We start from the raw sequence: 21,841 nt of genomic DNA, 5'->3' as shown, positions 1-21,841 counted from the left end.
CCGGCGGGCTGGCCCCTGTCACCCGTTCTGCGCAGAAATGCACAGGCAATCTCAGCCTGACGCACATTCAAATTGAGTTGTTTTGAACGTGATCGCCTGTCTCTCCACATGGGTTCCGTGACCCGCAGCATACCGCGGCACACATGGTGAAACGCCGGCCGGGCAAGCATTTGGAAACGCCACGGCCGGAACTTGAAAGGACGGGACCATGAACAAAGTAAAAGCACTGATCAGCGGTGTGGCTCTGTCGGTTGCAATGGCAACCTCGGCACTGGCGGCAGGCGTTGAGATCAACGCATCCTCCACCGGCCTGGCAATGCAGGGCTATGACCCGGTCGCATATTTCACAGACGGTGCCCCCACCAAGGGCAGCTATAAAATCACTTCTGTTTTCAATGACGCAACCTACCGCTTTGCTTCCGAAGAGCACAAAGCGGCATTTGAGAAGAATCCCGAAGCCTACCTGCCGGCCTACGGCGGCTACTGCGCCTTTGGCACCGCAATGGGCTTCAAGTTCGACGGTGACCCGAACCACTGGAAAATCGTTGACAACACCCTGTATCTGAACCTGTCGCAGGACATTCAGGAACGCTGGGAAGGCGACATTCCGGGCTTTGTGCAGAACGCCAACGCCAACTGGAGCGATATCGCCGACAAAACCCCGGCAGAGCTGCAGGCGCAATAAGCGCTGACGCTGCCACTCACATGCAAACGGCCGGCGGCGGGACATCCTGCCGCCGGCTTCTTTTATGCCCGGTATCCTGCCGGCAGGATCCAGTACAGACCGCGGCGGGCCACCGGATTCACCCCAAAACCTGCACCCTGTTGCGGCCTTTGCTTTTGGCTGCAAACAGCGCCTCATCCGCGTCCCGCAGCACTTCCTCGACCGGGCGGCTGCCGTCGTAATACCCCAATCCGATCGAAATCGTGCACATCAGCCTTTTCCCCAGCGGCAAGGGGCTGGCGCCGATCTCGCGGCGCAGATCCTCAGCCAGCTGGTAGGCATCGGACAGCTGGATGCCCGGCAGGCAGGCAACAAATTCCTCGCCGCCGAAACGCGCCGCAATCCCATCCGGGCGCACGCTGTCTTTCAGTGCCCGTGCCACGAAGCGGATCACCTCATCGCCGGTCTGGTGCCCATGGGCGTCATTGATGGATTTGAAACCGTCGATATCCGCCAGCAGGAAACTGCCGCAAAAGCCGTCATCCAAGCTGCCGACAAGGCGGAAGAAATGATCCCGGCTGTAGAGCGACGTCATCTGGTCATGCGCCGCCAGATGCAAGAGCTTTTGATTGAGCGTATGGATTTCCAGAAGCTTGCACGCTGCCCAGTACGAGGAAAGAGGCGCAATCAGCAATGGAGCCAGGGTCGAAGGCACCAGGGCGGCGCGGGTCAGACCCTCCGGCGCCGTGAGCGCTGTCACGAGCCAGGACACCGCCAATGCCACCACTGTAACCGATGCAACAAAATACCATTTCTGGCTTTGACTTTTAATCGCCAGCATAAAATCCCCGAGAACTTCCCCGAAGAGGACTGTGACGCGATACTTTAGATAATTACAATGTATCTAAAGTATAGGCGCATCTAAACTATTGGCGGCCCGCCTGGGCCGCCCGAGCCACTGAGCTTAGTATGCAAATTCGCTGTAGATACGGCTGAGATCCCCGCCCCAGTTACCTTCGTAGCGCGCCAGCAGCTCATCGGCAGGCACGCGGCCGCTGTCGAGACTGTCTTTCAGCGCATTGAGGAAATGGGTTTCATCCGGCACCAGACCGCCCGCCCCGGGCTTGCGCCGCGCCTTCAGGCCGCTTTCCGAGATTGCGACCACTTCGCGGGCCAGTTCGTGCATGTCAATGCCATTCACCTTGGCCTGCAGCCCCTGCTCAGAGGCTGCAACGCGCAGGGCATCGCGGGTCTCTGCGTCCCAGCCCTTGACCAGGTCCCAGGCGGCGTCCAGCGCGCTTTGATCGTAGGTCAGACCAACCCAGAAAGCGGGCAACGCGCAGAGGCGGCGCCAGGGGCCGCCGTCGGCGCCGCGCATCTCGATGAATTTCTTGATGCGGGCCTCGGGGAAGATGGTGGTCAGGTGGTCGGCCCAGTCGCTGAGCGTCGGGGTTTCGCCCGGCAGCGCCGGCAGCTCGCCTTTCAGGAAGTCACGGAAGGACATGCCCAGCGCGTTGATGTATTCGCCGTTGCGGTAGACAAAATACATCGGCACGTCGAGCGCATATTGTACCCAGGCCTCAAAGCCGAAGCCGTCTTCAAACACAAATGGCAGCATGCCGGTGCGGTCGGCATCCAGGTCGCGCCAGACCCGGGCGCGCCAGGATTTGTGGCCGTTAGGCTGACCATCGAGGAACGGGGAGTTGGCAAACAGCGCTGTAGCCACCGGCTGCAGCGCCAGCGCCACCCGCAGTTTCTGCACCATGTCGGCCTCGGAGGAGAAGTCGAGGTTCACCTGCACGGTGCAAGTGCGCCGCATCATGGTGGTGCCCATGGTGCCGACTTCCTGCATGTAGCCGTCCATCAGCTTGTAGCGGCCCTTGGGCATCAGCGGCATGTCTTCATGGCTCCAGACCGGGGCCGCGCCGAGGCCGATGAAGCCGACGCCGATCTTATCAGCGATGTCCTTGACGTCGCGCAGGTGGGCGTTCACCTCGTCGCAGGTCTCATGAATGGTTTCCAGCGGCGCGCCGGACAGTTCCAGCTGGCCGCCCGGTTCCAGGCTGACATTGGCGCCGTCTTTTTCCAGGCCGATCAGATTGCCGCCTTCGGTCACGGGCGCCCAGCCGTGGCTGTCGCGCAGGCCTGTCAGCACAGCTTCGATCGAGCGCTCGCCTTTATAGGGCAGCGGCTTCAGCGTGTCCTTGCAGAAGCCGAACTTCTCGTGCTCGGTACCGATACGCCAGTCTTCCTTGGGTTTGCAGCCGTCGGCAAGATACTGGGCAAGCTGCTCGTGGTGTTCGATCGGCCCGCCGCCGGACTGGGGAATGGACATGCCTGGCACTCCGTCCTGTTAGATCTGTCTTGAACGGTCAGTCGTGGGCGGAATCGCGGCCAGTGTCAATGCAGGCGCTGATGTTCCGGCCGGCTGGCGGCGCGCTCCCAGATCACGACCTGGTGAGGGCCGCGGCGGCGCAGTTCCGCCAGCATCCGCTCCGTCTTGAGGCCAGGAAGGGCGGCAAAGACGTCAAACAGCGCCTCATAGCCTTCGGCATTCACCGGGATTGCCAGCGGCGGCTGGCCGGGCTGTTCCAGCAGCCAGTGCGGCGGTTTGGAGGTATGGTCCAGCGCCAGCCGTTCCAGTTCCGAGGCTGCAACGGCACCGCCGGTGAGCGGCCCGAAATAGGCAATCTGCCCCTCATCCACCCGTACCACGCCAGGGCCGCCGCTGCCGCGCCGGAACCGCATCCGCTGGACCCCGATGACCGCAGCCACAAGGCCGGTCGCAACCAAAGCCCAGCCGGTGATCGCCATAAAACCGGCTGAGGAAAACGCCCATTTCAGCCCCAGCAGGAACATCAAGACCGCGGCCAGGACCTCGCGCCATTGCCACAGGGTTTCGCGGGCTTCGGGACGGATGAAACTCATGCTTTGATCCTCCTGCCCTGCCTGAGATCATCGAGATAAGCCTGAATACGGCGGCATTTTAACATCCTGCGCCGCATGTGCCTGGTTTTTTTAGAGTGCATTCTAAGAAGCGTAAGGCCAATGCAGAAAACCAGAAACGTCTCGAATTCTTCTTCGGGAATGCTGCTGTGGGCCAGAAACAGCCGCATCTCCCGCCGGTCCAGCCCGTAAAGCAGCGGACGTTTTTTTCTCTTGCTGCTAAAGTCCTTGGAAACCAAGAAAATAGCCGCCTGGCGGGAACCGAAGAAGGTGCCGCTGCGATGGATGTCAATTGCCGCCACGCCCCCGTCCGGACGCAGGATCAGATTGCGCGGGGCAAAATCGGGGTGCCCGGGTGCCCGCACCGCAGGCTGATCTTCGATACGTCCCAGAAAATTCAGCAGCTCCCGTCCCAGCTCTTTCAGCAGCGCGGCGTCAGGGTGCCGGGTGCAAGCGGCCAGAATGGCGGAGATTTCTTTGTAATACGCATTTGCGGGCAAGGCAGCGCGGACAACTTGGCCCTGGCTTGCCCAGTCTTGCCAAGCGCAGCATTTCCGTAGAATTTGCTGCCGGTTTGCCCAGGACTTCTTTATCAGCTTGTTGACCGGCGTGCCGGCTTCCCAGCTCAACATGACCAGGCCGAGGCGGCCGGAACTGGAAATACATCTGTTGACAGAAAACTCCGGATGCGTCGCAAGTCTGTCAAACCGTCCAAGCGCACGCACCGTCCCGCCGACAAAGCTGCGCCGGCTGTCCTGGTCCCAGAATTTCTTGATGACCACTGGTTCGTTGCCGCGATGGCCGCGGAACACCGAAGCCTCTTCGGCGATCTTCAGTACACTCTCCAGCCTGATCCCGCTGCCCGGCCATCTCAGCCGTGCCTGGAGCTGCACCTGAGCCATCTGACGGGCGGAATCTTCCGGCCGCGCAAGACGCAGCAGCTGCTGATCCAGACGGCCCAATTACCAGTCTCCCAAAGACTGCTGCCAAAGCGTCATTGCAGCCACGGCGGCAGTGTCCGCACGCAGGATACGGGGACCAAGGCTGACCACATGCGACTGCGGCAACGCATGCAGGCGTTTTCGTTCGACCTCGGAAAAGCCGCCCTCGGGGCCGATCAGGATTGCCCAGGGTGCGCCCGTCTGTGTCTCTGCAGCCAGTTGCAGCGCATTGCCCACCTCGGCCTCGTCGCAGAACATCAGCTGCCGCTCGGCCGGCCATTGGTCCAAGAGACGGGAAAGCTTCTGCAGATCCGCCACCTCCGGCACATAGGTGCCGCCGCACTGCTCTGCCGCCTCAACCGCATGGGCTTGCAGCCGGTCCTGGCGGATCCGCTCTGAGTTGGTAAACTCGGTCTGCACCGGCAGGATGCGTGCAGCGCCCATCTCAGCCGCCTTTTCGACGATGAAATCGGTGCGCGCCTTCTTGATCGGAGCAAACATCAGCCACAGGTCCGGCGGCAGCTGTAAGGGCTTGGTCTGCTCCCGGCACGCCAGTGTGCCGCCGCGTTTCCCCGCCTCGGCAACCTCTGCCAGCCACTCACCGTCCCGGCCGTTGAACAGCGCCACCGGGGCGCCTACCGCCTGCCGCATCACTCCGAACAGGTAATGCGCCTGATCACGATCCAAGGGAACCGATTGCCCTGCCCCCAATGGGTGCTCTACATACAGTCTGATTTTTGCACTCATGGGGTCCTACATATGCAAGGCGAGACACCAGCACCAGAGGGTCAGGTCGCGGATGCGGTCAAGGGAAACTGGGTCGACACATATGCCCCGGAATGGACGCGCCCCTATCTGCGGCTCAGCCGCGCTGACCGGCCAATTGGCACCTGGCTTCTGCTGATCCCCTGCTGGTGGGGGCTGGCGCTGGCGATCCTGGCGGATCAAAGCCCGCGCTGGGGCGACCTGTGGATCGCCATTGGCTGCGCCGCAGGCGCCTGGCTGATGCGCGGGGCGGGCTGCACCTGGAATGACATCACCGACCGCAAGTTCGACGGCCAGGTCGAGCGCACCCGCTCGCGCCCGATCCCCTCGGGCCAAGTCACCGTCAAGGGCGCGCTGGCCTGGATGGGGCTGCAATGCTTGCTGGGCCTCGCGATCCTGCTGACCTTCAACCAGGCGGCCATTGCTATGGGCATCCTGTCGCTGTTGCCGGTGGCGGTCTACCCCTTTGCCAAACGGTTTACCTGGTGGCCTCAGGTGTTTCTGGGTCTCGCCTTCAACTGGGGCGCCATGCTGGCCTGGGCGGCACATACAGGTTCCATGGGCTGGCCGCCGGTTCTGCTGTATCTGGCGGGCATCGCCTGGACGTTGTTTTATGACACCATCTATGCCCATCAGGACACCGAAGACGACGCGCTGATCGGAGTGAAATCCACCGCCAGGCTGTTCGGCAGCGAAACCCCGATGTGGCTGCGCCGCTTTATTGTGGGTTTTGTCAGCCTGATGGCGATGGCCGTGATCGGTGCGATGCTGGACAAGGCCTCGGTGCTGGCGCTGGTGCTGGCACTGGCAGCCCCCTGGGCGATGGGCTGGCACATGACCTGGCAACTGCGCGCCTTTGACGCGGAAAACACCCAAAGGCTGCTGCAATTGTTCCGGCTCAACCGTGATACCGGCCTGATTCCGCTGATCTTCTTTGTGCTGGCCATGTTCGTGTGATTGAACCGCCGCGCCGCGCAGGGTAAGAGCCATTAACGCAAACTGGGAATGTTCTGCCATATGCGCCTGTCTAAGCTGTTGATCCCGGGCCTGGCCTTTGCCGCCGCTGCCGGGCTGAGCCTCATCGCCGCCGGTTTTGCCGTCACTGCCGTGGAGCAAACCACCGAACGCGGCGTGCGTCAGGCGCTGGACGATGGCGGGTTTTCCTGGGCAGAAGTCACGGCGGACGGGCTGCAAGTGCTGCTGGAAGGCACTGCGCCGGATGAAGCCACCCGGTTTTCGGTCAAATCTCTGGTTGGCACGGTTGTTGATGCAGCGCGGATCCTGGACGGCATGGATGTGCCGCCGGCCGACGGGCTGGCGCCGCCGCGGTTTTCGGCTGAGATCCTGCGCAATGACGGCGGCATCTCCATCATCGGCCTGATCCCCGCAGGCTCCGGCCGCAGGGCGCTGGTCGCAGAACTGGAGAACCTGGCCGGGGCTGAGAATACTGCCGACCTGCTGGAAACCGCCAAATATACCGTGCCAGCAGGCTGGCAGGATGCGATGCAATTTGCCGTTGAAGCCCTGAAACTTCTGCCGCGCGCCAAGATTTCGGTTGCCGCCGGAGAGGTCTCCATTACCGCGATCTCCGACAGCGTCGAGGCCAAGGCACAGCTGGAAGAACAACTAGGCCGCACCGCGCCGCCAGGCTTGCGGCTGGCGCTGGATATCGCTGCGCCGCGGCCTGTGATCACCCCGTTTACCCTGCGCTTTTTGATCGGACCGGACGGCGCGGAATTCGACGCCTGCTCCGCAGAGAGCGAGGCGAGCCGCGACCGGATCCTTGCGGCGGCACGCAAGGCCGGTCTGCAGGGGGAGGCAGAATGCACCATTGGCATGGGGGTGCCCTCGCCGAACTGGGCCCGGGCGGCTGAACTGAGCATCGCGGGCCTCGCTGAGCTGGGTGCAGGCTCTGTCACAATTGCCAACGCCGACATTACACTGGCCGCAGCCGAAGGAACCGAGGAAGCCCGATTTGACCATGTGGTGGGTGAACTGGAAAGCGCCCTGCCCCGGGTTTTTGCGCTGCACGCCGTGCTGCCAGTGCCGGAAACGCAGGAAACCGGCGGTATCCCGGAATTCACCGCCACGCTCAGCCCCGAGGGCCATGTGCAGCTGCGCGGGCGGCTGAGTGACGCTGCCCTGCGTACAGTGGCCGACAGCTATGCCAAGGCGCGCTTTGGAACCGGCAATGTGCACACCGCCACCCGTGTTGTGCCGGATCTGCCCGCTGACTGGCCGGTGCGCGTGCTGGCCTCGCTGGAGGCCCTTTCCTACCTGCAGCGCGGTGCGGTAACGATGACACCGGACACGCTGGAGCTGCGCGGGATGAGCTACAGCAAGGAGACGCCCTCCGAGATCGCCCGCTTCCTGTCTGCCAAGCTGGGCGAGGCAGAAACCTACGGCCTCGACATTACCTACGAAGAGCCGCCCGCCCCCAAGGATCAGCCGATTCCGCCGGAACTTTGCGAGGCGCAGCTGGCCGGCGCCCAAGCCGAGGCCAAGATCGCCTTTGAGCCCGGATCTGCCACCATTGCCGCGGAAAGTGCGGGCACCATGGACCGGATCGCAGAGGTGCTGGGCAACTGCGGCCCGGTACGGCTGGAGATCCAGGGCCACACCGACAGCCAAGGCCGCGAGGTGATGAACCAGAACCTGAGCCAGGCCCGGGCGCAATCGGTGCTGAATGAGCTGCGCGCGCGCCGGGTGGTGACCTCGACCTTCGCGGCCAAGGGCTATGGCGAGAGCGAACCGATTGCCGATAACGGCACCGAAGAAGGCCGCGAGGCCAACCGCCGCATCGAGTTCAAACTGGTACGCCCGGCGGAACAGGCGGACGCAGGCGGCGAGGACATTGGCGGCGACGCCGCAAGCGCAGAAGACGCACAGGAGACCACAGAGGAATGAACAGAACAGAGTTCATCATCACCACCGCGATCATCCTGTTTGCGGCCTTTGCCATGGGCTGGTTCGCCAATTGGCTGGTGCACCGCTTCACCCGGGTGCGGCAAAGCGACGTGGCTGATCTCGACCGGATGAGCCAGGAATTGCATGAGGCGGAGGAAACCCGCGATCAGGCGATCACCTATCTGCAGCAGCGCGAGGCGGAGCTGACCAATCAGCTGACTCAGACCGAGGCGGAGCTGCGCGCTGCCATGGAAGGCCTGCGCGAGGCCCGCCGCGAGGCCGAGGAACTGCGCAGCCAGATCCCGCACTGAGATCCGGAACCAGAGCACTCCCGCGCCTGCAGCACGCACTGGCTGCGCCAGCACATGCTGAACAGCCTTGGGCATGGCACCGCGCTGCGCGCGGCGCGGGCGTTTCCCAGACCCCGGCTGGTTTCCCGGCGGGTCAAGGAGGCCGCAGGCCCTGCGAAGCAGCTTGTCCTTGACGCGCTAGCCTTCAACAAACTTGGTCCTGCCCTGGACCGGCAAACCTGCCCGTCCAGGGCTTCTCAGCGGAAGAACCCGCCGCGCAAAGCGCGGCGCCCAGCCCAACAGGCGGAAATCATCTTTGATGATTGAAGGCTTGGCGGGAGCCCCCTGTTCTCCCCGCTGACATGGCCTGCCCTGGCTTCACCAGCGCTTGAGGGCCTCCTCGTCGGCGTCTTTGGCAGCCACCCAATCCGCGGTGCCGCCGGCCAGGATTTCCTTCTTCCAGAACGGCGCGCGGGATTTCAGGTAATCCATCAGGTACTCCGCTGCCTCAAAGGCATCCTTGCGGTGGCGCGCCGCGGTGGCAACCATCATGATGCGCTCCCCCGGCGCCAGGCGGCCATGGCGGTGGATCACCAGCGCATCTGCCAGCGACCAGCGCATCATGGCCTCCTCGGCAATCGCGGTCAGCGCCTTTTCCGTCATGCCCGGATAGTGCTCGATCTCCATCGCCTGAAGCCCGCCCTGATCCGCATCACGCACCACGCCGGTGAACGTCACCACAGCGCCCGCGTTTTCGACACCCATGGCAAAGGCATCGCTTTCGGCACCCAGCTCAAACGGGGCTTCCTGCACGGAAATCCGCATGGCCTCAGCCCCCTGTCATCGGCGGGAAAAAGGCAACCTCGCGCACGCCCTCCAGCGGTGCATCAAAGTCCGACAGATCCTGGTCCAGCGCCACCCTCAGGGCTGAGAGGTCAGCAAAAGCAGCGGCATAACGCTCTTCACGCCCCCGCAGCTCTTCGACCAGGTCCGCCACCGTGGCTGCTGTGGTCTCCACCCGCTCACGCGGCAGGCCGATGCGCTCGCGCACCCAGGCGAAATACAGGACATCCATCAGTGTGCCTCCTTCAGATGCGGCATCGCCTTGCGCAGATAGTCGATCCCGGTGATGGCCGTGAGGCCCGCGGCAATCCACAACAGCCACAGGCCAATGCGGCCAGTCCAGACCATGCCATCAAATTTCCAGCGCAGCCCCATTTCATCCGAGACTTGCCCCGTCATGATCTGATCGATCAGCACCTGGTCCATGCCAAAGGAAGACATCACCAGATAGTGCTCAAAGATGCCCTGCGAAAACAGCGTGGCAATGGCGATCATCTGGGCGGTGGTCTTCCACTTGGCGAGCTTTGTTACCTTCAGCGTTCCAGCGGTGTCGCCGAGGTATTCGCGCAGGCCGGAAACAAACACCTCGCGGAACAGGATCACCGTGGCGGGCAGCACCAGCCAGGGAGTCCAATGTTCGGCTGAATAGCCCACCAGGATCATCAGCGCGATCACCACCATCGCCTTGTCGGCAATCGGATCCAGCATCGCGCCCATCTTGGTTTCCTGCTTCCAGGCCCGCGCCAGATAGCCATCGAACCAGTCCGTCACCGCTGCGGTCACAAACAGCAGCAGGGCAAACCAGTCCGCATAGGGGCGGCTGAAATACAGGAACATCACGGCCAGGCCAGGCGCCGCGACCAGCCGCAGCAGGGTGAGAATATTGGGCAGAGTCCACTTCATGCGGCGCACATTATCCGGCTGTTTCGAAAGTGGAAAGCGGGCTTAATCAAAATTCGGCGATGGCTGGCGCGGACGCGCAGCGCCCCCTTGCGGAATTTTGGGCGAATGCACGCGGGGCGTGTTTTTCTCATCCAACGGACGTATCCAGCAGTGCCCCCTTCTTTTCGCCGTGGTGGCTGGAATGGTCAAACTTCCGGTGCACCTCGTTCAGCCGGTCCCGGTCAACAAAAATGTGGTTGTTGATCTCCCGCATCAGGTCTTCCTTGGCCATCTTCAACGCGCCCGCTTCAGTGTCCGCCAGCCCTTTGCCTTTCAGCTTGTTCAGTTCCTTGGCGATCTTGTCGCATTCCTTCTTGGCCTTGTCCAAGTGCAGCGCCTCATGTGCCAGACAGCAGGCATAGAAGCGGTACCATTCGATCAGCGCTCGCGGCGACAGCCCGCTGACAGAGCGTTTCGGACATTTAACCGTCGTGTGCAGGACCAGTTTCAGTGCCGACACCTTAGCCGTCACTTCGAACCAGCCGGTTTTCTTGTCGATCTTTGCCTTGCCATCCGCCACGTATTTCCCCTTGGCGGTCAGGCATTCCAGCTCCGTGGTGGTCAGAAAAGCCACCTTCTTGTTGTCGTTCGGGTCTTTCGGCCCGCTTTTCTTGATGCTTTTGGCAATGTCCGGCAGCGTTTTCCCGGACACCGAATAGGTATCATAGACAACAGTTTTCACGGTCAGGGAGACAGGCATAATTCCTCCAGGCAGTTAAGGGCTGCCCTTCAGACTTAGCACGATTGCCACTCAGCCCAAATTCGGACGGCTACCCCTGCGCGTGGAAGTGGTCGTAGATCCGTTCGGCCAACGCCTCGGAAATTCCATCCACGGCCTTGAGGTCAGCCAGATTGGCGCGGCTGACAGCCTTGGCACTGCCGAAATGCGCCAGCAGCGCGCGTTTGCGCGAGGCGCCGACACCGGGCACCTCGTCCAGCGGCGTCGCGCTCAGCGCCTTGGCCCGTTTGGCGCGGTGGGTGCCGATGGCGAACCTGTGCGCCTCATCCCGCATCCGCTGGATGAAATAAAGCACCGGGTCATTGCGCTGCAGCGCAAAGACCGGCGTTCCGGGGCGGTAGAACTCTTCCTTGCCGTGGTCTCGGTCCACGCCCTTGGCGACGCCCACCATGGGGATGTCCTGCACCCCGTGCGCCTCCATGATCTCTGCCACCGCCGACACTTGCCCGGCACCGCCGTCGATCAGCAACAGATCCGGCCACAGGCCTTTTTCCCGGCCTGGGTCCTCTTTCAGCAAACGCGAGAAGCGGCGGTTCAGCACCTCTTTCATCATGCCGAAGTCATCGCCTGGCACCAGATCATCACCCTTGATGTTGAACTTGCGGTAGGCGTTTTTCATGAAGCCGTCCGGCCCCATCACGATCATGCCGCCCACCGCATTGGTGCCCTGGATATGCGAGTTGTCGTAAACCTCGATCCGCTGCGGCGCGCCGTCCAGCCCAAAGGCTTCGGCCAGCCCGCGCAAAAGCTTGGCCTGAGTCGCGCTTTCGGCCATGCGGCGGGCCAGGCTCTCGCGGGCGTTGCGCACCGCAAAGGCCACCAGTTCCGTCTTTTCGCCGCGCTGGGGCACCAGCAGTTCCACCTTGCGCTCGGCCTTCTCGCTCAACGCCTGTTCCATCAGGTCTGCATTCTCAATCGCGTCCGACAGGATCAGCAGCCGCGGCGGCACTTTGTTGCCGTAGAACTGGCCCAGGAAGGCCTCCATGATCTCTGCCGGGCTGTTGTCGGCATCCACCCGCGGGTAGAAATCCTGGTTGCCCCAGTTCTGGTTGGCACGGATGAAGAACACCTGCACGCAAGCCTGGCCGCCGTCCATGTGCAGGCCGATCACATCCGCCTCAGCCACGCCGCGCGGATTGATGCCCTGAGAAGACTGCACCTGGGTCAGCGCCTTGATCCGGTCGCGAAGGGCGGCGGCACGCTCGAACTCCATCGCCTCAGACGCGGCCATCATCTGCTCCGCCAGTTCCTCCTGAATCTTGGTGGAGCGGCCCGACAAAAAGCGTTCGGCATCGCGCACGCTGGCGGCGTAGTCCTCCTCGCTGATCAGCCCGGTGCAGGGCGCGGTGCAGCGTTTGATCTGGTACTGCAGGCAGGGGCGCGTGCGGGTCTCGAACATCGAATCCGAGCAGTTGCGCAGCAAGAAGGCCTTTTGCAGCTGATTGAGCGTCCGGTTCACCGCACCGGCACTGGCGAACGGGCCGAAATAGCTGCCTTTCTGCTTGCGGGCGCCGCGGTGTTTCTTGATCTGAGGAAAATCGTGGTCCTTGGCGACCAGGATATTCGGGAAGCTTTTGTCATCGCGCAGCAGCACATTGTACTTGGGCTTCAGCTGCTTAATCAGGTTCTGTTCCAGCAGCAGCGCCTCAGTCTCGGTCCGCGTGGTCAGGAACATCATCGAGGCGGTGAGCGCGATCATCCGTTCGATCCGCGGGCTGTTGCCCGGTCGGGTGTAATTCGACACCCGCGCCTTCAGATTGCGCGCCTTGCCGACATAAAGAACCCGGCTGTCCGCATCCAGCATCCGGTAAACACCCGGCGAGCTGTCGAGCGTTTTCACATAGTCCTGGATCACCGCGTAACCGGTACGGGCGGGCGAATCCTGAGGGGTGTCGGCGGGCTGATCGTTCATGCGCCCAGACATATGATTCCCCGCCGCCGGCTGCAATGTTTGCCTGTCCGGATCAAGAGCGGGGAAATCCACGCAAACTGTGGATAACTACGAAGATATCTTTGGGCTATCCCGCCTTTTCCCTTATTTCAGAGCAGTTTTGGACGAATGCCTAATTTTTAGGCAGATTGATAAAGTGTTGTTTTCAGTGAAAACTTTTCCGATACCCTGTCAAGGTTTTGAAATTAAAGGCACTTTTGTAACGCTTCCGTGACGGCATGTGAACCGGTGCAAAACTTGCACGGAAAGGGACGGTTTTATCCCGGTTTGCGTCACTCCAGCCCGTCACTGTCAGGGGTTTGCCAGGCCAGATGCTGCCCCCCGTCCACACAGATCATCTGGCCGGTCACCGCCTTGGCCCGCAGCAGGTAGCTCAGCGCTGCGGTTACGTCTTCAGGATCCGCCCCCCGCTGCAAGATCGTGGCTTTGCGCTGACGGCTAAATTGCTCAGCGCTTTGCCGCGGCCCCTGCAGGGTTGGCCCCGGCCCGATGGCATTGACCCGGATCTGCGGCGCCAGCGCTTGGGCTGCGGTCTGCGTCAATGTCCACAGCGCCGATTTCGCCAGCGTGTAACTCATGAAATCCGGCGTCAGCTTACGCACCCGCTGGTCGATCATGTTGACTGCCAGGCCCCAGGCCCGCGGCTCGCCGCCCGCATCCAGCGCCAGCGGTACCTGCTGCGCAGCCATGGCCTGCAACAGCACGAAAGGCGCCCGCAGGTTGCTGTTCATATGCTTGTCCCAGCTGCTGCGGGTAGCACTGTCCAGCGTGTCATGCTCGAACACAGAGGCATTGTTGACCAGGCAGGTGACCGGCCCGCCCAGCACCTCTGCTGCACGCGGCAGCAGCTGACGGGCCTGGTCCTCATCCAATAAATCCGCCTGCAGCACGGCTGCCTGACGCCCCAGCGCCCGGATCTCCTGCGCCGTTTCCTCGGCCGCCAGGGCCGAGGAGGCATAATGCACGGCAACGTCATACCCCTGCGCGGCCAGCTCCAGGGCCATAACCCGGCCCAGCCGCCTGCCCGCGCCCGTCACCAATGCCCGCATCCTCGCCTCCCTGCCGCTGTTGCAGTGAAAGAGTTAGAACAGGACAAACATATAGGCCAGATAGAGCGTGGTGAGAATAACGCCCCAGATGCGGGTGATGTCTTGTTTGAAAAAGACAAAGGGGATCAGCAGCAGCGATGCCCCCAGCATCACCCACAGGTCGAACTCCAGGAATTCCGGATCAACGCTGATCGGGCCGACAAAGGTGGCAATGCCGATGATGGCCAGCAGGTTGAACATGTTGGAACCGATCACATTGCCCAGCGCCACATCCGCCTGGCGGCGCAGCGCCGCCATCACGGTGGTGGCCAGTTCCGGCAGCGAGGTGCCGACCGCCACCAGAGTCAGGCCGATCACGGTTTCGCTGATGCCATAGGTGCGGGCAATGATGGTGGCGTTGTCCACCAGCAAGTCTGCGCCCAACGGCAGGCCGATGAGGCCCAGCAGCAGGTAAGTGCAGACCCGCCAGTAAGGCATGTCGGGATCAGCTTCCTCGATCTCCTCCAGATCGTCCTCGCAGGCGCAGTCCTTGCCGTTGCGGCGGTGGATACGCGCCTCGTGAAAGGCAATCCCAAGCACCACAGCCAATGCGGCCAGCAGGATCAGCCCCGACCAGATAGTGAAGGTGCCGCAAAACGCCAGACCGATGAACAGCACCGAGGCACCAAGCATGAAGATATAATTCTTGCGGGTGCTGCACTCACTGGTGTGAAGCGCACGCATCATCGCAGGGATACCCAGCACCAGCAGGATGTTGGCCGTGTTGGAGCCGACCACATTGCCCAGCGCGATACCGTCCGCGCCCTCATGCACGGCGCTGATGGCGATCAGCAGCTCCGGCGCCGAGGTGCCAAAGGCCACGATGGTCAGGCTGACGATCAGCGCAGGCACCCCCAGCCGCAGGCTGAGGTTCACCGCGCCGCGCACCAGTGCGTCGCCCGCCAGCAGCAGGATCACCAGCCCCAGAGCCGAATACAGCCATGGCATCATTTGCCACGATCTCCTTTTTTACAGGCGCAGGGCCCCTTGCCGATCCTGAACCGGCCGCAAGACGGGCAGCGCCTGGAATTGATTTTCTTCTGGCCGGGAAACCGCAGCTTGCCGAACATCGCAAGCACAGCCATTACCGCCAGAAAGATTGCAACGATCTTGAACAGCACGTCAGAGACCGAAACGCGCGTATTCGGCACGCTCCTCGATCCCGGCCAGCGCATCCTGCGCCACCTGCATGCCGAAGCGGCTCAGCAGCGGCTTCTTGAGTCCATAGCGGCGGAAACGGACCTTTTCGCCGTACAGTTCCTGCATCTTGGGCTTCAGATGGCCGATGCCGTCAATCAGCCCCAGCTCTTCTGCCCTGCGCGCCAGCCAGATTTCGCCGGTGAACAGGCTCTCTTCGCTGTGCAGTTTGGCGCCGCGGCGCTCGGTAACATGGTCGATGAAATTAGCGTGGATGTCGTTCAGGATCACCTTCAGGCGCTTCACGTCCTCGGGGTTTTCAGGGCGGAACGGGTCCAGCATGGATTTGCTCTCACCTGCGGTATAGACCCGCCGCTCTACTCCTTGGCGGGCCAGCAGCACATGGGCGCCGAACCCGGCTGAGATCACCCCGACAGAGCCCAGCACAGAGCTGGCATCGGCCCAGATCTCATCCGCTGCCGCGGCCAGCCAATAGCCGCCCGAGGCCGCAACATCCTCGACAAAGGCATAGACCGGGATCTCCAGCTCTTCCGCCAGCCGCCGGATACGGGCGCCTATCAGTGAGCTTTGCACCGGCGAGCCGCCGGGCGAGTTGATCTCCAGCGCCACCGCAGCGGGCTTGCCCTTGCGGAAGGCGCGCTCCAGCACCGGGGCCAGTGCGGTGTCGCTTAGCGAGCCGCGGCCGGGCATTCCGATGGCGCCGTTGAGGCGCACCACCGCCACCAGCGGCTGTCTTTTCAGGAAAGGCAGGCGAAATCTCATGGCGCCGATGTAGAGGGCCACCCGCGGTGAAACAAGGTGCGCGGCTTGGGGAATTGGCGCGAAAGGCAAAAACCGCACAGCCGCGGGCATAAATGCAACGCTGAATTTCCGCTGCCGCATAGCCGGAGCGCTCCCGCCCGTCAGGGCAGCAGCGTGCCGCTGCAGCCTTCCCGTTGGGCCAAGCGCCGCGCGGCTGCGCGGCGCCGCGCAAGACGCCGACCAAAGGCGCCCTCAGGGCGTCCGGAGCGGGCGAGAGCCCGGCCCTGTTGCCTTGCCGCCCTGCCTGCCGGTTCAGGCCCGGATGCGCCAGCCGGTCTTGAAGATCCACCAGATCACGCCCATGCAGGCCAAGGTAAAACCGCCAATGGCGCAAAGGCTCAGCAGCACCGGCACATCCGCCTGGCCAAAGAACGCCCAGCGGAAGCCAGACACCAGATAGACCACCGGGTTGAACAGGGTGATCGTCTGCCAGACCGGCGGCAGCATCGAAATTGAGTAGAAAGACCCGCCCAGAAACACCAGCGGTGTCACCACCAAGAGCGGCACCAGCTGCAGCTGTTCAAAATTCCCGGCCCAAATGCCGATGATGAAGCCCATCAGCGAAAAACTGAGGCAGGTCAGCACCAGGAAGGCGACCATCGCCAGCGGGTGCTGGACTGAGAGATCCACAAACAGCGAGGCCGTGCACAGAATCACGGTGCCGATAAACAGCGACTTTGTGGCGGCCGCGCCGACAAAGCCTGCAACCACTTCCAGGAAATTGATCGGCGCCGAGAGGATTTCATAGATATTGCCGATGAATTTCGGGAAGTAGATCCCGAAAGACGCATTGGAAATGCTCTGGGTGATCACAGACAGCATCACCAGCCCAGGCACGATAAAGGCGCCGTATTCGACCCCGTCGACCTCTTGGATCCGGCTGCCGATGGCGCTGCCGAACACCACGAAATAGAGCGAGGTGGACAACACCGGCGAGATGAAGCTCTGCAGGAAAGTGCGCCAGAAACGCGCCATTTCTGCCTTGTAGATGGTGGCAACTGCGGTCCAGTTCATGCGGCACCCCCTGCGGCTGCGTCCTGCGATGCCGGCTCGCCCGACACCAGGCCGACAAAGATGTCCTCCAGGCTGGATTCCCGTGTCTGAACATCCGCCAGCACCAGCCCGGCCTGTGCCACATCGTTCAGCAGTGTGGTTATGCCCGTGCGTTCAGCCCGCGTATCATAGGTGTACAGCAAGGCATCGCCGCCATTGACGATTTGCAGATTATGCTGCGCCAGCGCCGCCGGAATGGCGGCCACCGGCTCGCTCAGCTGCACCTCCAGCTGTTTCTGCCCCATCCGGGCCATCAGCTGCTCCTTCTGTTCGACCAGCAGCAGCTCGCCGCCGGTGATTACCCCCACGCGGTCGGCAATTGCCTCCGCCTCTTCGATGTAATGGGTGGTCAGGATGATGGTGACGCCGCTGGCCTTCAGCTCATCGACGATCTGCCACATATCCTTGCGCAGTTCCACATCCACGCCAGCCGTCGGCTCATCCAGGAACAGGATGCGCGGATCATGCGCCAGCGCCTTGGCAATCAGCACCCGCCGCTTCATGCCGCCGGACAGCTCCATGATCTTGGCATCCTGCTTTTCCCACAGCGACAGCTTGCGCAGAACCGCCTCGATCCTCGCCGGATCGGCCGGCTTGCCGAACAGCCCGCGCGAAAAGCTGACTGTGTCATGCACTTTGGCAAACGGCTCCAGTGTGATTTCCTGCGGCACCAGGCCGATCAGCGCGCGCGCCTGGCGGAACTGGCTGACATTGTCGAAGCCGCCAACTCTGACACTGCCGGAGGTGGCCGTGGTGATCCCGCAAACCGTTGAAATCAGGGTCGTCTTACCGGCACCATTGGGGCCAAGCAGGGCCAGGATCTCGCCCTCTTCAATATCAAGCGAGACGCCTTTCAGCGCCTCGAACCCGCCGTCGTAAATTTTGCGCAGGTCGCGGATGGACAGGATGGCCGCCATGGTGCCTCCGGGGTGGTCTCAGATCCCGGCCACCCTAGCGGCGGCGTGCCGCATCTGCCAGCCCTGCGCCGCAAATTGGGCTGCAGAGCGGCCTGTGCGCCAGTGCAGGGGCAAAGCCGCGGTCAGCCGCGGCCAGTCACCTTGCTGAACCAGCCCTTTTTTGCGCCGTCCTCTTCCGCCGCCTCGCCGTCCTGGCTTTCCGGCTCCGGCGCCAAATGGGACTGCAGATTGGCAAAGAACTGATCCGCCATCTTCTTGGCAAATCCATCAATAATACGGCTGCCCAGCTGCGCCAGCTTGCCGCCGACCTTGGCTTCCACCTCATATGACAGCAGTGTGCCGGTGTCCGATGGTGCCAGCGTAACCACCGCCCCGCCTTTGGCAAAACCGGCCGCACCGCCCTTGCCCTCGCCGGAAATGGTGAGCTTCTCGTTCTCAGCCATATCCGACAAGGTAACTTGCCCCTTGAAGGTGGCTTTGACCGGGCCGACTTTCTGAGTGACCGTGGCCTCAAAACCGTCTTCCGGCGTGCCGGCCACTTCCTGGGCGCCGGGCACACAGGCCTGCAGCACAGCAGGCGTCAGCAGCGCCGCATAAACAGTCGCGGGATCGGCGGCGATTTCCTTCTGGTCACTCATCTGCATGGGCATCCCTCCCTGGTGCTGCGTTCCGGTTGCCCCCAGACCTAACCGTCCTGCCACCGCCTGCCAAGCTGCAAAGGGCGCCAGGCCAGGCCCTGCATCGCACACGCGCGCCGCGCAAGGCCGCAATTGCCGCAGCGTCAAGGTAAACAGATTTATCTTGATGTCGAGATTTATCTCAACTATCTCGATGTCGAGATTTCAAAAGGAGCACCCCAATGAAGATCATTATTTTCGGCGCCACCGGCGATGTGGGCCGCGCAGCCGTCAAGGCAGCAACTCACCGCGGACATCCGGTCACAGCGGTATCCCGCACCCCTTCTGTGCTTGCAGGGATCAGCCCTCTGGTCACCCCCTTGCCCCTGGACCTGCTGGCGGATCCAGAGGCCGCGGCCAGCGCGGCCGAAGGCCACGATCTGGCGATCAGCGCGCTGCGCCCGCCGGCCGGGCGGGAACCGGACCTGATCCCGCTGACCCGCGCCGCTGTGCAGGCCGCCCGGCACGCAAACATTCCAGTCCTGGTCACAGGTGGTGCAGCGCTGCTGAAACTGGCGGATGGCAGCGGCCACACGGTGCTCAGCGCACCCGGCTTCCTGCCGGAAAGCTCCCGTTTGATTGCCGAGGCCTGCGCCAAGCAGGACGCTTTGCTGGAGCAGGAGCCCGCGGCAGAATGGACCTGCCTGCGCCCGCCTGCGCTGCTGACAGAAGGGCCGCAAACCGGCCAGTACATCTTTGGCACCGACACGCTGCTGACCAATGCAGAGGGGGCTTCGCAAATCTCCTTTGCGGACTTCGGCGCCGCCCTGCTGGATCTGGCGGAAAACCCGCGCAGCCGCCGTCAGCGGCTTACAGTTGCCTGGGGCACTCCTGCCCCCGCCCTGGCGGCCGGCTGACGCCAGGCCTGGGCCGGCGCTGGGTCAGGCAGCGCGCCTTGCGCGCTGCAGCGCCGCGCCCCAGCGCGGCGCACGGCCCAAGGCTGTGCCTGGCATCTGCGATGCCTGGCAAAGGCGCGGGAGCCCCCGGCTCAGCTCAACGGTTGCGCAGGGGCAGCGCCTCGTTGGCTGTCCAGTCAAAGGTGCCCTCGTCCCGCTCCTTCACCGCCTGTTTCCACCCGGCGTCCTCCGCCCTGGCCTTGAAATTCAGCCCTTCCGGCGAGTGCCGGGTGATCCCGTCAAAGATCGTGGCCAGCCGCTGGGTCTGCATCAGCCCGGTCTGCTCGATCGCCTGATTGATCACCAGCTTCTGCATCGCCAGTTGATTGACCGGCACCGTCGCCATCCGCGCGGCCATTTCCTCAACGGCATCATCCAGCTGGTCCGCCGGCACGGCCTTCAGCACCAGCCCCATCTCCGCCGCTTCCCTGCCGCTGATCCTGTCGCCGGTGAACAGCATCCGCTTGGCCCGCTCCGCGCCCAGCCGGTAGACCCACATCGCCGTGGTCGGACAGCCCCAGACCCGGGCCGGCATATAGCCGATCTCCGCATCCTCAGCCATGAACGTCAGGTCCGCACAGAGCGCAATATCCGACCCGCCTGCCACCGCGAACCCGTGCACCTTGCAGATCACAGGCTTGGCCGCCCGCCACAAGGACATGAAGGCCTGGGTGTTCTCCCACATAAAGCGGTAGTCCTTGATGGGGTCCCAAGGCATCGGCTGGGTGACGTCTCCGCTGCCGTTGCCTTCGGCGTAATAGGTCAAATCATAGCCTGCGCAAAACCCCTTGCCCGCGCCGGACAACACCATCACATGAACTTGCGGGTCTGCATCCGCCTGCGCCACCGCCGCCGCCAGCTCCTGCGGCATCCCGTCGTTGATGGCATTCATCACCTCGGGTCGGTTCAGCGTGATCCGCGCGATCCGCCCGTCTTTTTCGTAAAGCACTGCTGGCATAGGCGCCCTCCTCTGCTGCGCAAAGGAGACCACAGCCCGGGCCATCCGCATAGACCAGCCGACGCAGCGTCAGCCTGCCAGGCCGCTGCAAGTCAGTACGGCAACCCGACGTAATTCTCCGCCAGCGAAACCTGGGCCGCCTCCGATGAAAACAGGTAATCCAGTTCTGCCCTTTGCAGTCTCAGGTCTGTCTCCGACCCTTCCGGCGCCCGGTGCAGCAGGTTGGTCATCCACCAGCTGAAGCGTTCCGCCTTCCAGACCCGCGCCAGCGCCTTTTCCGAATAGCTGTCAAGCCCGGAGCTGTCCCCTTTCAGGTAGTGATCCAGGAACCCGTGATAGAGGTAATGGATATCCGAGGCCGCCAGGTTCAATCCCTTGGCCCCGGTGGGCGGCACGATATGGGCCGCGTCGCCTGCCAGGAACAGATTGCCGTAGCGCATCGGCTCGGCCACAAAGCTGCGCAAGGGCGCGATGGATTTCTCAATCGACGGCCCGGTCTGCAAACCCTCCGCCACATCCTCCGGCAAACGCCGCTTCAGCTCTTGCCAGAAGGCCGCGTCGCTCCAATCCTCCACCCGGTCGGTCAGCGGCACCTGAATATAATAACGGCTCAGCACCCGGCTGCGCAGCGAGCACAGAGCAAAACCGCGCTCGTGCCGGGCGTAAATCAGCTCCTCCGCCACCGGTGGGGTTTCCGACAGGACCCCCAGCCAGCCGAAGGGATAAACCTTCTCGTATTCCTTCAGCACATCTGCCGGGATCGACTTGCGGCTGACACCGTGGAACCCGTCAGCACCAACGATGAAGTCGCAGTCAGCCCGCTGTGCCTCCCCGTCCTGCTCCCAGGTGACATGAGGGCGGGCATCAGTCAGCGCATGGGGCTGCACGTTCTGCGCCTCATGGATCACTATCCCGCCCAAGGCATCCCGTGCCTCATACAGATCGCGTGTCACTTCGGTCTGACCATAAACCATAACCGTCTCACCGCCGGTATGATCTGCCAGATCTAACCGGTCCAAGCGCCCTTGATGGGCGATATGGAACCCTGCGTGAATCTCGCCCTCGCGATCCATGCGCTTGCCGCAGCCTGCCTCGCGCATCAGGTTGACAAAACCATGCTCAAGCACCCCCGCCCGGATCCGGCCCAGCACATGCGCCCGCGTATGCTTCTCCAGCACAATCGAACTGATCCCCTGGCGGTGCAAAAGCTGCGACAGCAGCAGCCCCGAAGGTCCGCCGCCTATGATGACGACTTGTGCGTGATGGTTGGACATGCGCGTTTTCCGTGACCAATGAACTCTGCGT

Annotated in this window: 24 protein-coding genes; 5 read left to right on the top strand and 19 right to left on the bottom strand. The window is 62.8% G+C overall.

The features are described 5' to 3' along the window. Nucleotides 1-208: 208 nt before the first annotated feature. Nucleotides 209-685, top strand: a complete 477-nt coding sequence (locus tag ACXAEK_RS09415) for a YHS domain-containing (seleno)protein (RefSeq protein WP_475041437.1) — start codon at nt 209-211, stop codon at nt 683-685. 118 nt (nt 686-803) lie between these two features. Here the strand turns inward: ACXAEK_RS09415 and ACXAEK_RS09410 are convergent, their stop codons facing one another. The 5 genes from ACXAEK_RS09410 to ACXAEK_RS09390 all read right to left on the bottom strand — a co-directional run bounded on the left by ACXAEK_RS09410 (nt 804) and on the right by ACXAEK_RS09390 (nt 5,298). Further along, nucleotides 804-1,505, bottom strand: a complete 702-nt coding sequence (locus ACXAEK_RS09410) for a GGDEF domain-containing protein (protein ID WP_475041435.1) — start codon at nt 1,503-1,505, stop codon at nt 804-806. Between the two features lie 123 nt (nt 1,506-1,628). Beyond that, nucleotides 1,629-2,999: a glutamate--cysteine ligase gene (locus ACXAEK_RS09405; RefSeq protein ID WP_475041434.1), complete on the bottom strand. Its 1,371-nt coding sequence runs from the start codon at nt 2,997-2,999 to the stop codon at nt 1,629-1,631. Between the two features lie 65 nt (nt 3,000-3,064). Further along, nucleotides 3,065-3,592: a hypothetical protein gene (locus tag ACXAEK_RS09400; protein WP_475041433.1), complete on the bottom strand. Its 528-nt coding sequence runs from the start codon at nt 3,590-3,592 to the stop codon at nt 3,065-3,067. Further along, nucleotides 3,589-4,572, bottom strand: coding sequence for a hypothetical protein (locus ACXAEK_RS09395; RefSeq protein ID WP_475041431.1), 984 nt, complete (start codon nt 4,570-4,572; stop codon nt 3,589-3,591). The genes ACXAEK_RS09400 and ACXAEK_RS09395 overlap by 4 nt, the downstream gene beginning before the upstream one ends. Continuing rightward, entirely contained in the window at nt 4,573-5,298 is a 726-nt protein-coding gene (locus ACXAEK_RS09390; RefSeq protein ID WP_475041430.1) for a 16S rRNA (uracil(1498)-N(3))-methyltransferase, read from the bottom strand. Between the two features lie 12 nt (nt 5,299-5,310). Here ACXAEK_RS09390 and ubiA point away from each other — a divergent pair, with 12 nt between their 5' ends. The 3 genes from ubiA to ACXAEK_RS09375 are packed head-to-tail and all read left to right on the top strand — an operon-like array spanning nt 5,311 to nt 8,534. Further along, entirely contained in the window at nt 5,311-6,273 is a 963-nt protein-coding gene (gene ubiA / locus ACXAEK_RS09385) for a 4-hydroxybenzoate octaprenyltransferase (RefSeq protein ID WP_475041428.1), read from the top strand. Between the two features lie 60 nt (nt 6,274-6,333). Further along, nucleotides 6,334-8,223, top strand: a complete 1,890-nt coding sequence (locus tag ACXAEK_RS09380) for an OmpA family protein (RefSeq protein ID WP_475041427.1) — start codon at nt 6,334-6,336, stop codon at nt 8,221-8,223. Then, nucleotides 8,220-8,534, top strand: coding sequence for a hypothetical protein (locus ACXAEK_RS09375; RefSeq protein WP_039131391.1), 315 nt, complete (start codon nt 8,220-8,222; stop codon nt 8,532-8,534). Before ACXAEK_RS09380 ends, ACXAEK_RS09375 begins: the two co-directional genes overlap by 4 nt. Before the next feature lie 357 nt (nt 8,535-8,891). Here ACXAEK_RS09375 and ACXAEK_RS09370 read toward each other — a convergent pair whose 3' ends face one another. The 12 genes from ACXAEK_RS09370 to ACXAEK_RS09315 all read right to left on the bottom strand — a co-directional run bounded on the left by ACXAEK_RS09370 (nt 8,892) and on the right by ACXAEK_RS09315 (nt 18,649). Then, on the bottom strand, nt 8,892-9,338 hold the full coding sequence (locus tag ACXAEK_RS09370) for a molybdenum cofactor biosynthesis protein MoaE (protein WP_475041425.1): 447 nt from the start codon (nt 9,336-9,338) through the stop codon (nt 8,892-8,894). A gap of 4 nt (nt 9,339-9,342) precedes the next feature. Further along, nucleotides 9,343-9,588: a molybdopterin converting factor subunit 1 gene (moaD, locus tag ACXAEK_RS09365; RefSeq protein WP_475041423.1), complete on the bottom strand. Its 246-nt coding sequence runs from the start codon at nt 9,586-9,588 to the stop codon at nt 9,343-9,345. Further along, entirely contained in the window at nt 9,588-10,259 is a 672-nt protein-coding gene (pgsA, locus tag ACXAEK_RS09360; protein ID WP_475041421.1) for a CDP-diacylglycerol--glycerol-3-phosphate 3-phosphatidyltransferase, read from the bottom strand. The genes moaD and pgsA overlap by 1 nt, the downstream gene beginning before the upstream one ends. 127 nt (nt 10,260-10,386) lie before the next feature. Beyond that, nucleotides 10,387-10,998, bottom strand: a complete 612-nt coding sequence (locus tag ACXAEK_RS09355; protein ID WP_475041419.1) for a DUF922 domain-containing protein — start codon at nt 10,996-10,998, stop codon at nt 10,387-10,389. Between the two features lie 70 nt (nt 10,999-11,068). Beyond that, nucleotides 11,069-12,961, bottom strand: coding sequence for an excinuclease ABC subunit UvrC (uvrC, locus tag ACXAEK_RS09350; protein WP_475041418.1), 1,893 nt, complete (start codon nt 12,959-12,961; stop codon nt 11,069-11,071). Nucleotides 12,962-13,260: 299 nt separating this feature from the next. After that, nucleotides 13,261-14,037 (bottom strand): SDR family oxidoreductase, encoded by a 777-nt coding sequence (locus tag ACXAEK_RS09345; protein ID WP_475041416.1) that lies wholly within the window; start codon nt 14,035-14,037, stop codon nt 13,261-13,263. Nucleotides 14,038-14,070: 33 nt separating this feature from the next. Next, complete coding sequence (locus tag ACXAEK_RS09340; protein WP_475041414.1) at nt 14,071-15,027, bottom strand: calcium/sodium antiporter; 957 nt, start codon at nt 15,025-15,027, stop codon at nt 14,071-14,073. After that, nucleotides 15,024-15,197 carry a hypothetical protein gene (locus tag ACXAEK_RS09335; RefSeq protein ID WP_475041412.1) on the bottom strand — a complete coding sequence of 58 codons (174 nt, stop codon included), beginning with the start codon at nt 15,195-15,197 and terminating at the stop codon, nt 15,024-15,026. Before ACXAEK_RS09335 ends, ACXAEK_RS09340 begins: the two co-directional genes overlap by 4 nt. A gap of 1 nt (nt 15,198) precedes the next feature. Continuing rightward, nucleotides 15,199-15,996 carry a S49 family peptidase gene (locus tag ACXAEK_RS09330; protein WP_475041410.1) on the bottom strand — a complete coding sequence of 266 codons (798 nt, stop codon included), beginning with the start codon at nt 15,994-15,996 and terminating at the stop codon, nt 15,199-15,201. 291 nt (nt 15,997-16,287) lie between these two features. Further along, nucleotides 16,288-17,049 carry an ABC transporter permease gene (locus ACXAEK_RS09325; RefSeq protein WP_226428866.1) on the bottom strand — a complete coding sequence of 254 codons (762 nt, stop codon included), beginning with the start codon at nt 17,047-17,049 and terminating at the stop codon, nt 16,288-16,290. Beyond that, the gene (locus ACXAEK_RS09320; protein WP_475041408.1) at nt 17,046-18,005 is read right to left on the bottom strand and encodes an ABC transporter ATP-binding protein; all 960 of its coding nucleotides are present in this window, start codon (nt 18,003-18,005) and stop codon (nt 17,046-17,048) included. The genes ACXAEK_RS09325 and ACXAEK_RS09320 overlap by 4 nt, the downstream gene beginning before the upstream one ends. Nucleotides 18,006-18,127: 122 nt before the next feature. After that, on the bottom strand, nt 18,128-18,649 hold the full coding sequence (locus ACXAEK_RS09315) for a CoxG family protein (RefSeq protein ID WP_475041406.1): 522 nt from the start codon (nt 18,647-18,649) through the stop codon (nt 18,128-18,130). 215 nt (nt 18,650-18,864) lie between these two features. On the opposite strand from ACXAEK_RS09315, the gene ACXAEK_RS09310 reads away from it, so the two are divergent. After that, complete coding sequence (locus ACXAEK_RS09310; protein WP_475041404.1) at nt 18,865-19,539, top strand: NAD(P)-dependent oxidoreductase; 675 nt, start codon at nt 18,865-18,867, stop codon at nt 19,537-19,539. Between the two features lie 136 nt (nt 19,540-19,675). Here the strand turns inward: ACXAEK_RS09310 and ACXAEK_RS09305 are convergent, their stop codons facing one another. Together ACXAEK_RS09305 and pobA are read right to left on the bottom strand one after the other, a co-directional pair. Continuing rightward, complete coding sequence (locus tag ACXAEK_RS09305; RefSeq protein WP_475041402.1) at nt 19,676-20,536, bottom strand: crotonase/enoyl-CoA hydratase family protein; 861 nt, start codon at nt 20,534-20,536, stop codon at nt 19,676-19,678. A 92-nt stretch (nt 20,537-20,628) separates the two neighbouring features. Further along, nucleotides 20,629-21,810, bottom strand: coding sequence for a 4-hydroxybenzoate 3-monooxygenase (gene pobA, locus ACXAEK_RS09300; RefSeq protein ID WP_475041400.1), 1,182 nt, complete (start codon nt 21,808-21,810; stop codon nt 20,629-20,631). Nucleotides 21,811-21,841 lie beyond the last annotated feature (31 nt).

Source organism: Leisingera sp. ABM4_101 (assembly GCF_056158725.1).
This window is presented reverse-complemented; position numbering and strand designations above follow the sequence as displayed.

Bases quoted from the DNA above. Each gene is read 5' to 3' on its own strand.
- ACXAEK_RS09415 (WP_475041437.1), top strand. From the start codon at position 209: ATGAACAAAGTAAAAGCACTGATCAGCGGTGTGGCTCTGTCGGTTGCA.
- ACXAEK_RS09410 (WP_475041435.1), bottom strand. From the start codon at position 1,505: ATGCTGGCGATTAAAAGTCAAAGCCAGAAATGGTATTTTGTTGCATCG.
- ACXAEK_RS09405 (WP_475041434.1), bottom strand. From the start codon at position 2,999: ATGTCCATTCCCCAGTCCGGCGGCGGGCCGATCGAACACCACGAGCAG.
- ACXAEK_RS09400 (WP_475041433.1), bottom strand. From the start codon at position 3,592: ATGAGTTTCATCCGTCCCGAAGCCCGCGAAACCCTGTGGCAATGGCGC.
- ACXAEK_RS09390 (WP_475041430.1), bottom strand. From the start codon at position 5,298: ATGAGTGCAAAAATCAGACTGTATGTAGAGCACCCATTGGGGGCAGGG.
- ubiA (WP_475041428.1), top strand. From the start codon at position 5,311: ATGCAAGGCGAGACACCAGCACCAGAGGGTCAGGTCGCGGATGCGGTC.
- ACXAEK_RS09380 (WP_475041427.1), top strand. From the start codon at position 6,334: ATGCGCCTGTCTAAGCTGTTGATCCCGGGCCTGGCCTTTGCCGCCGCT.
- ACXAEK_RS09375 (WP_039131391.1), top strand. From the start codon at position 8,220: ATGAACAGAACAGAGTTCATCATCACCACCGCGATCATCCTGTTTGCG.
- ACXAEK_RS09370 (WP_475041425.1), bottom strand. From the start codon at position 9,338: ATGCGGATTTCCGTGCAGGAAGCCCCGTTTGAGCTGGGTGCCGAAAGC.
- moaD (WP_475041423.1), bottom strand. From the start codon at position 9,588: ATGGATGTCCTGTATTTCGCCTGGGTGCGCGAGCGCATCGGCCTGCCG.
- pgsA (WP_475041421.1), bottom strand. From the start codon at position 10,259: ATGAAGTGGACTCTGCCCAATATTCTCACCCTGCTGCGGCTGGTCGCG.
- ACXAEK_RS09355 (WP_475041419.1), bottom strand. From the start codon at position 10,998: ATGCCTGTCTCCCTGACCGTGAAAACTGTTGTCTATGATACCTATTCG.
- uvrC (WP_475041418.1), bottom strand. From the start codon at position 12,961: ATGTCTGGGCGCATGAACGATCAGCCCGCCGACACCCCTCAGGATTCG.
- ACXAEK_RS09345 (WP_475041416.1), bottom strand. From the start codon at position 14,037: ATGCGGGCATTGGTGACGGGCGCGGGCAGGCGGCTGGGCCGGGTTATG.
- ACXAEK_RS09340 (WP_475041414.1), bottom strand. From the start codon at position 15,027: ATGATGCCATGGCTGTATTCGGCTCTGGGGCTGGTGATCCTGCTGCTG.
- ACXAEK_RS09330 (WP_475041410.1), bottom strand. From the start codon at position 15,996: ATGAGATTTCGCCTGCCTTTCCTGAAAAGACAGCCGCTGGTGGCGGTG.
- ACXAEK_RS09325 (WP_226428866.1), bottom strand. From the start codon at position 17,049: ATGAACTGGACCGCAGTTGCCACCATCTACAAGGCAGAAATGGCGCGT.
- ACXAEK_RS09320 (WP_475041408.1), bottom strand. From the start codon at position 18,005: ATGGCGGCCATCCTGTCCATCCGCGACCTGCGCAAAATTTACGACGGC.
- ACXAEK_RS09315 (WP_475041406.1), bottom strand. From the start codon at position 18,649: ATGCAGATGAGTGACCAGAAGGAAATCGCCGCCGATCCCGCGACTGTT.
- ACXAEK_RS09310 (WP_475041404.1), top strand. From the start codon at position 18,865: ATGAAGATCATTATTTTCGGCGCCACCGGCGATGTGGGCCGCGCAGCC.
- ACXAEK_RS09305 (WP_475041402.1), bottom strand. From the start codon at position 20,536: ATGCCAGCAGTGCTTTACGAAAAAGACGGGCGGATCGCGCGGATCACG.
- pobA (WP_475041400.1), bottom strand. From the start codon at position 21,810: ATGTCCAACCATCACGCACAAGTCGTCATCATAGGCGGCGGACCTTCG.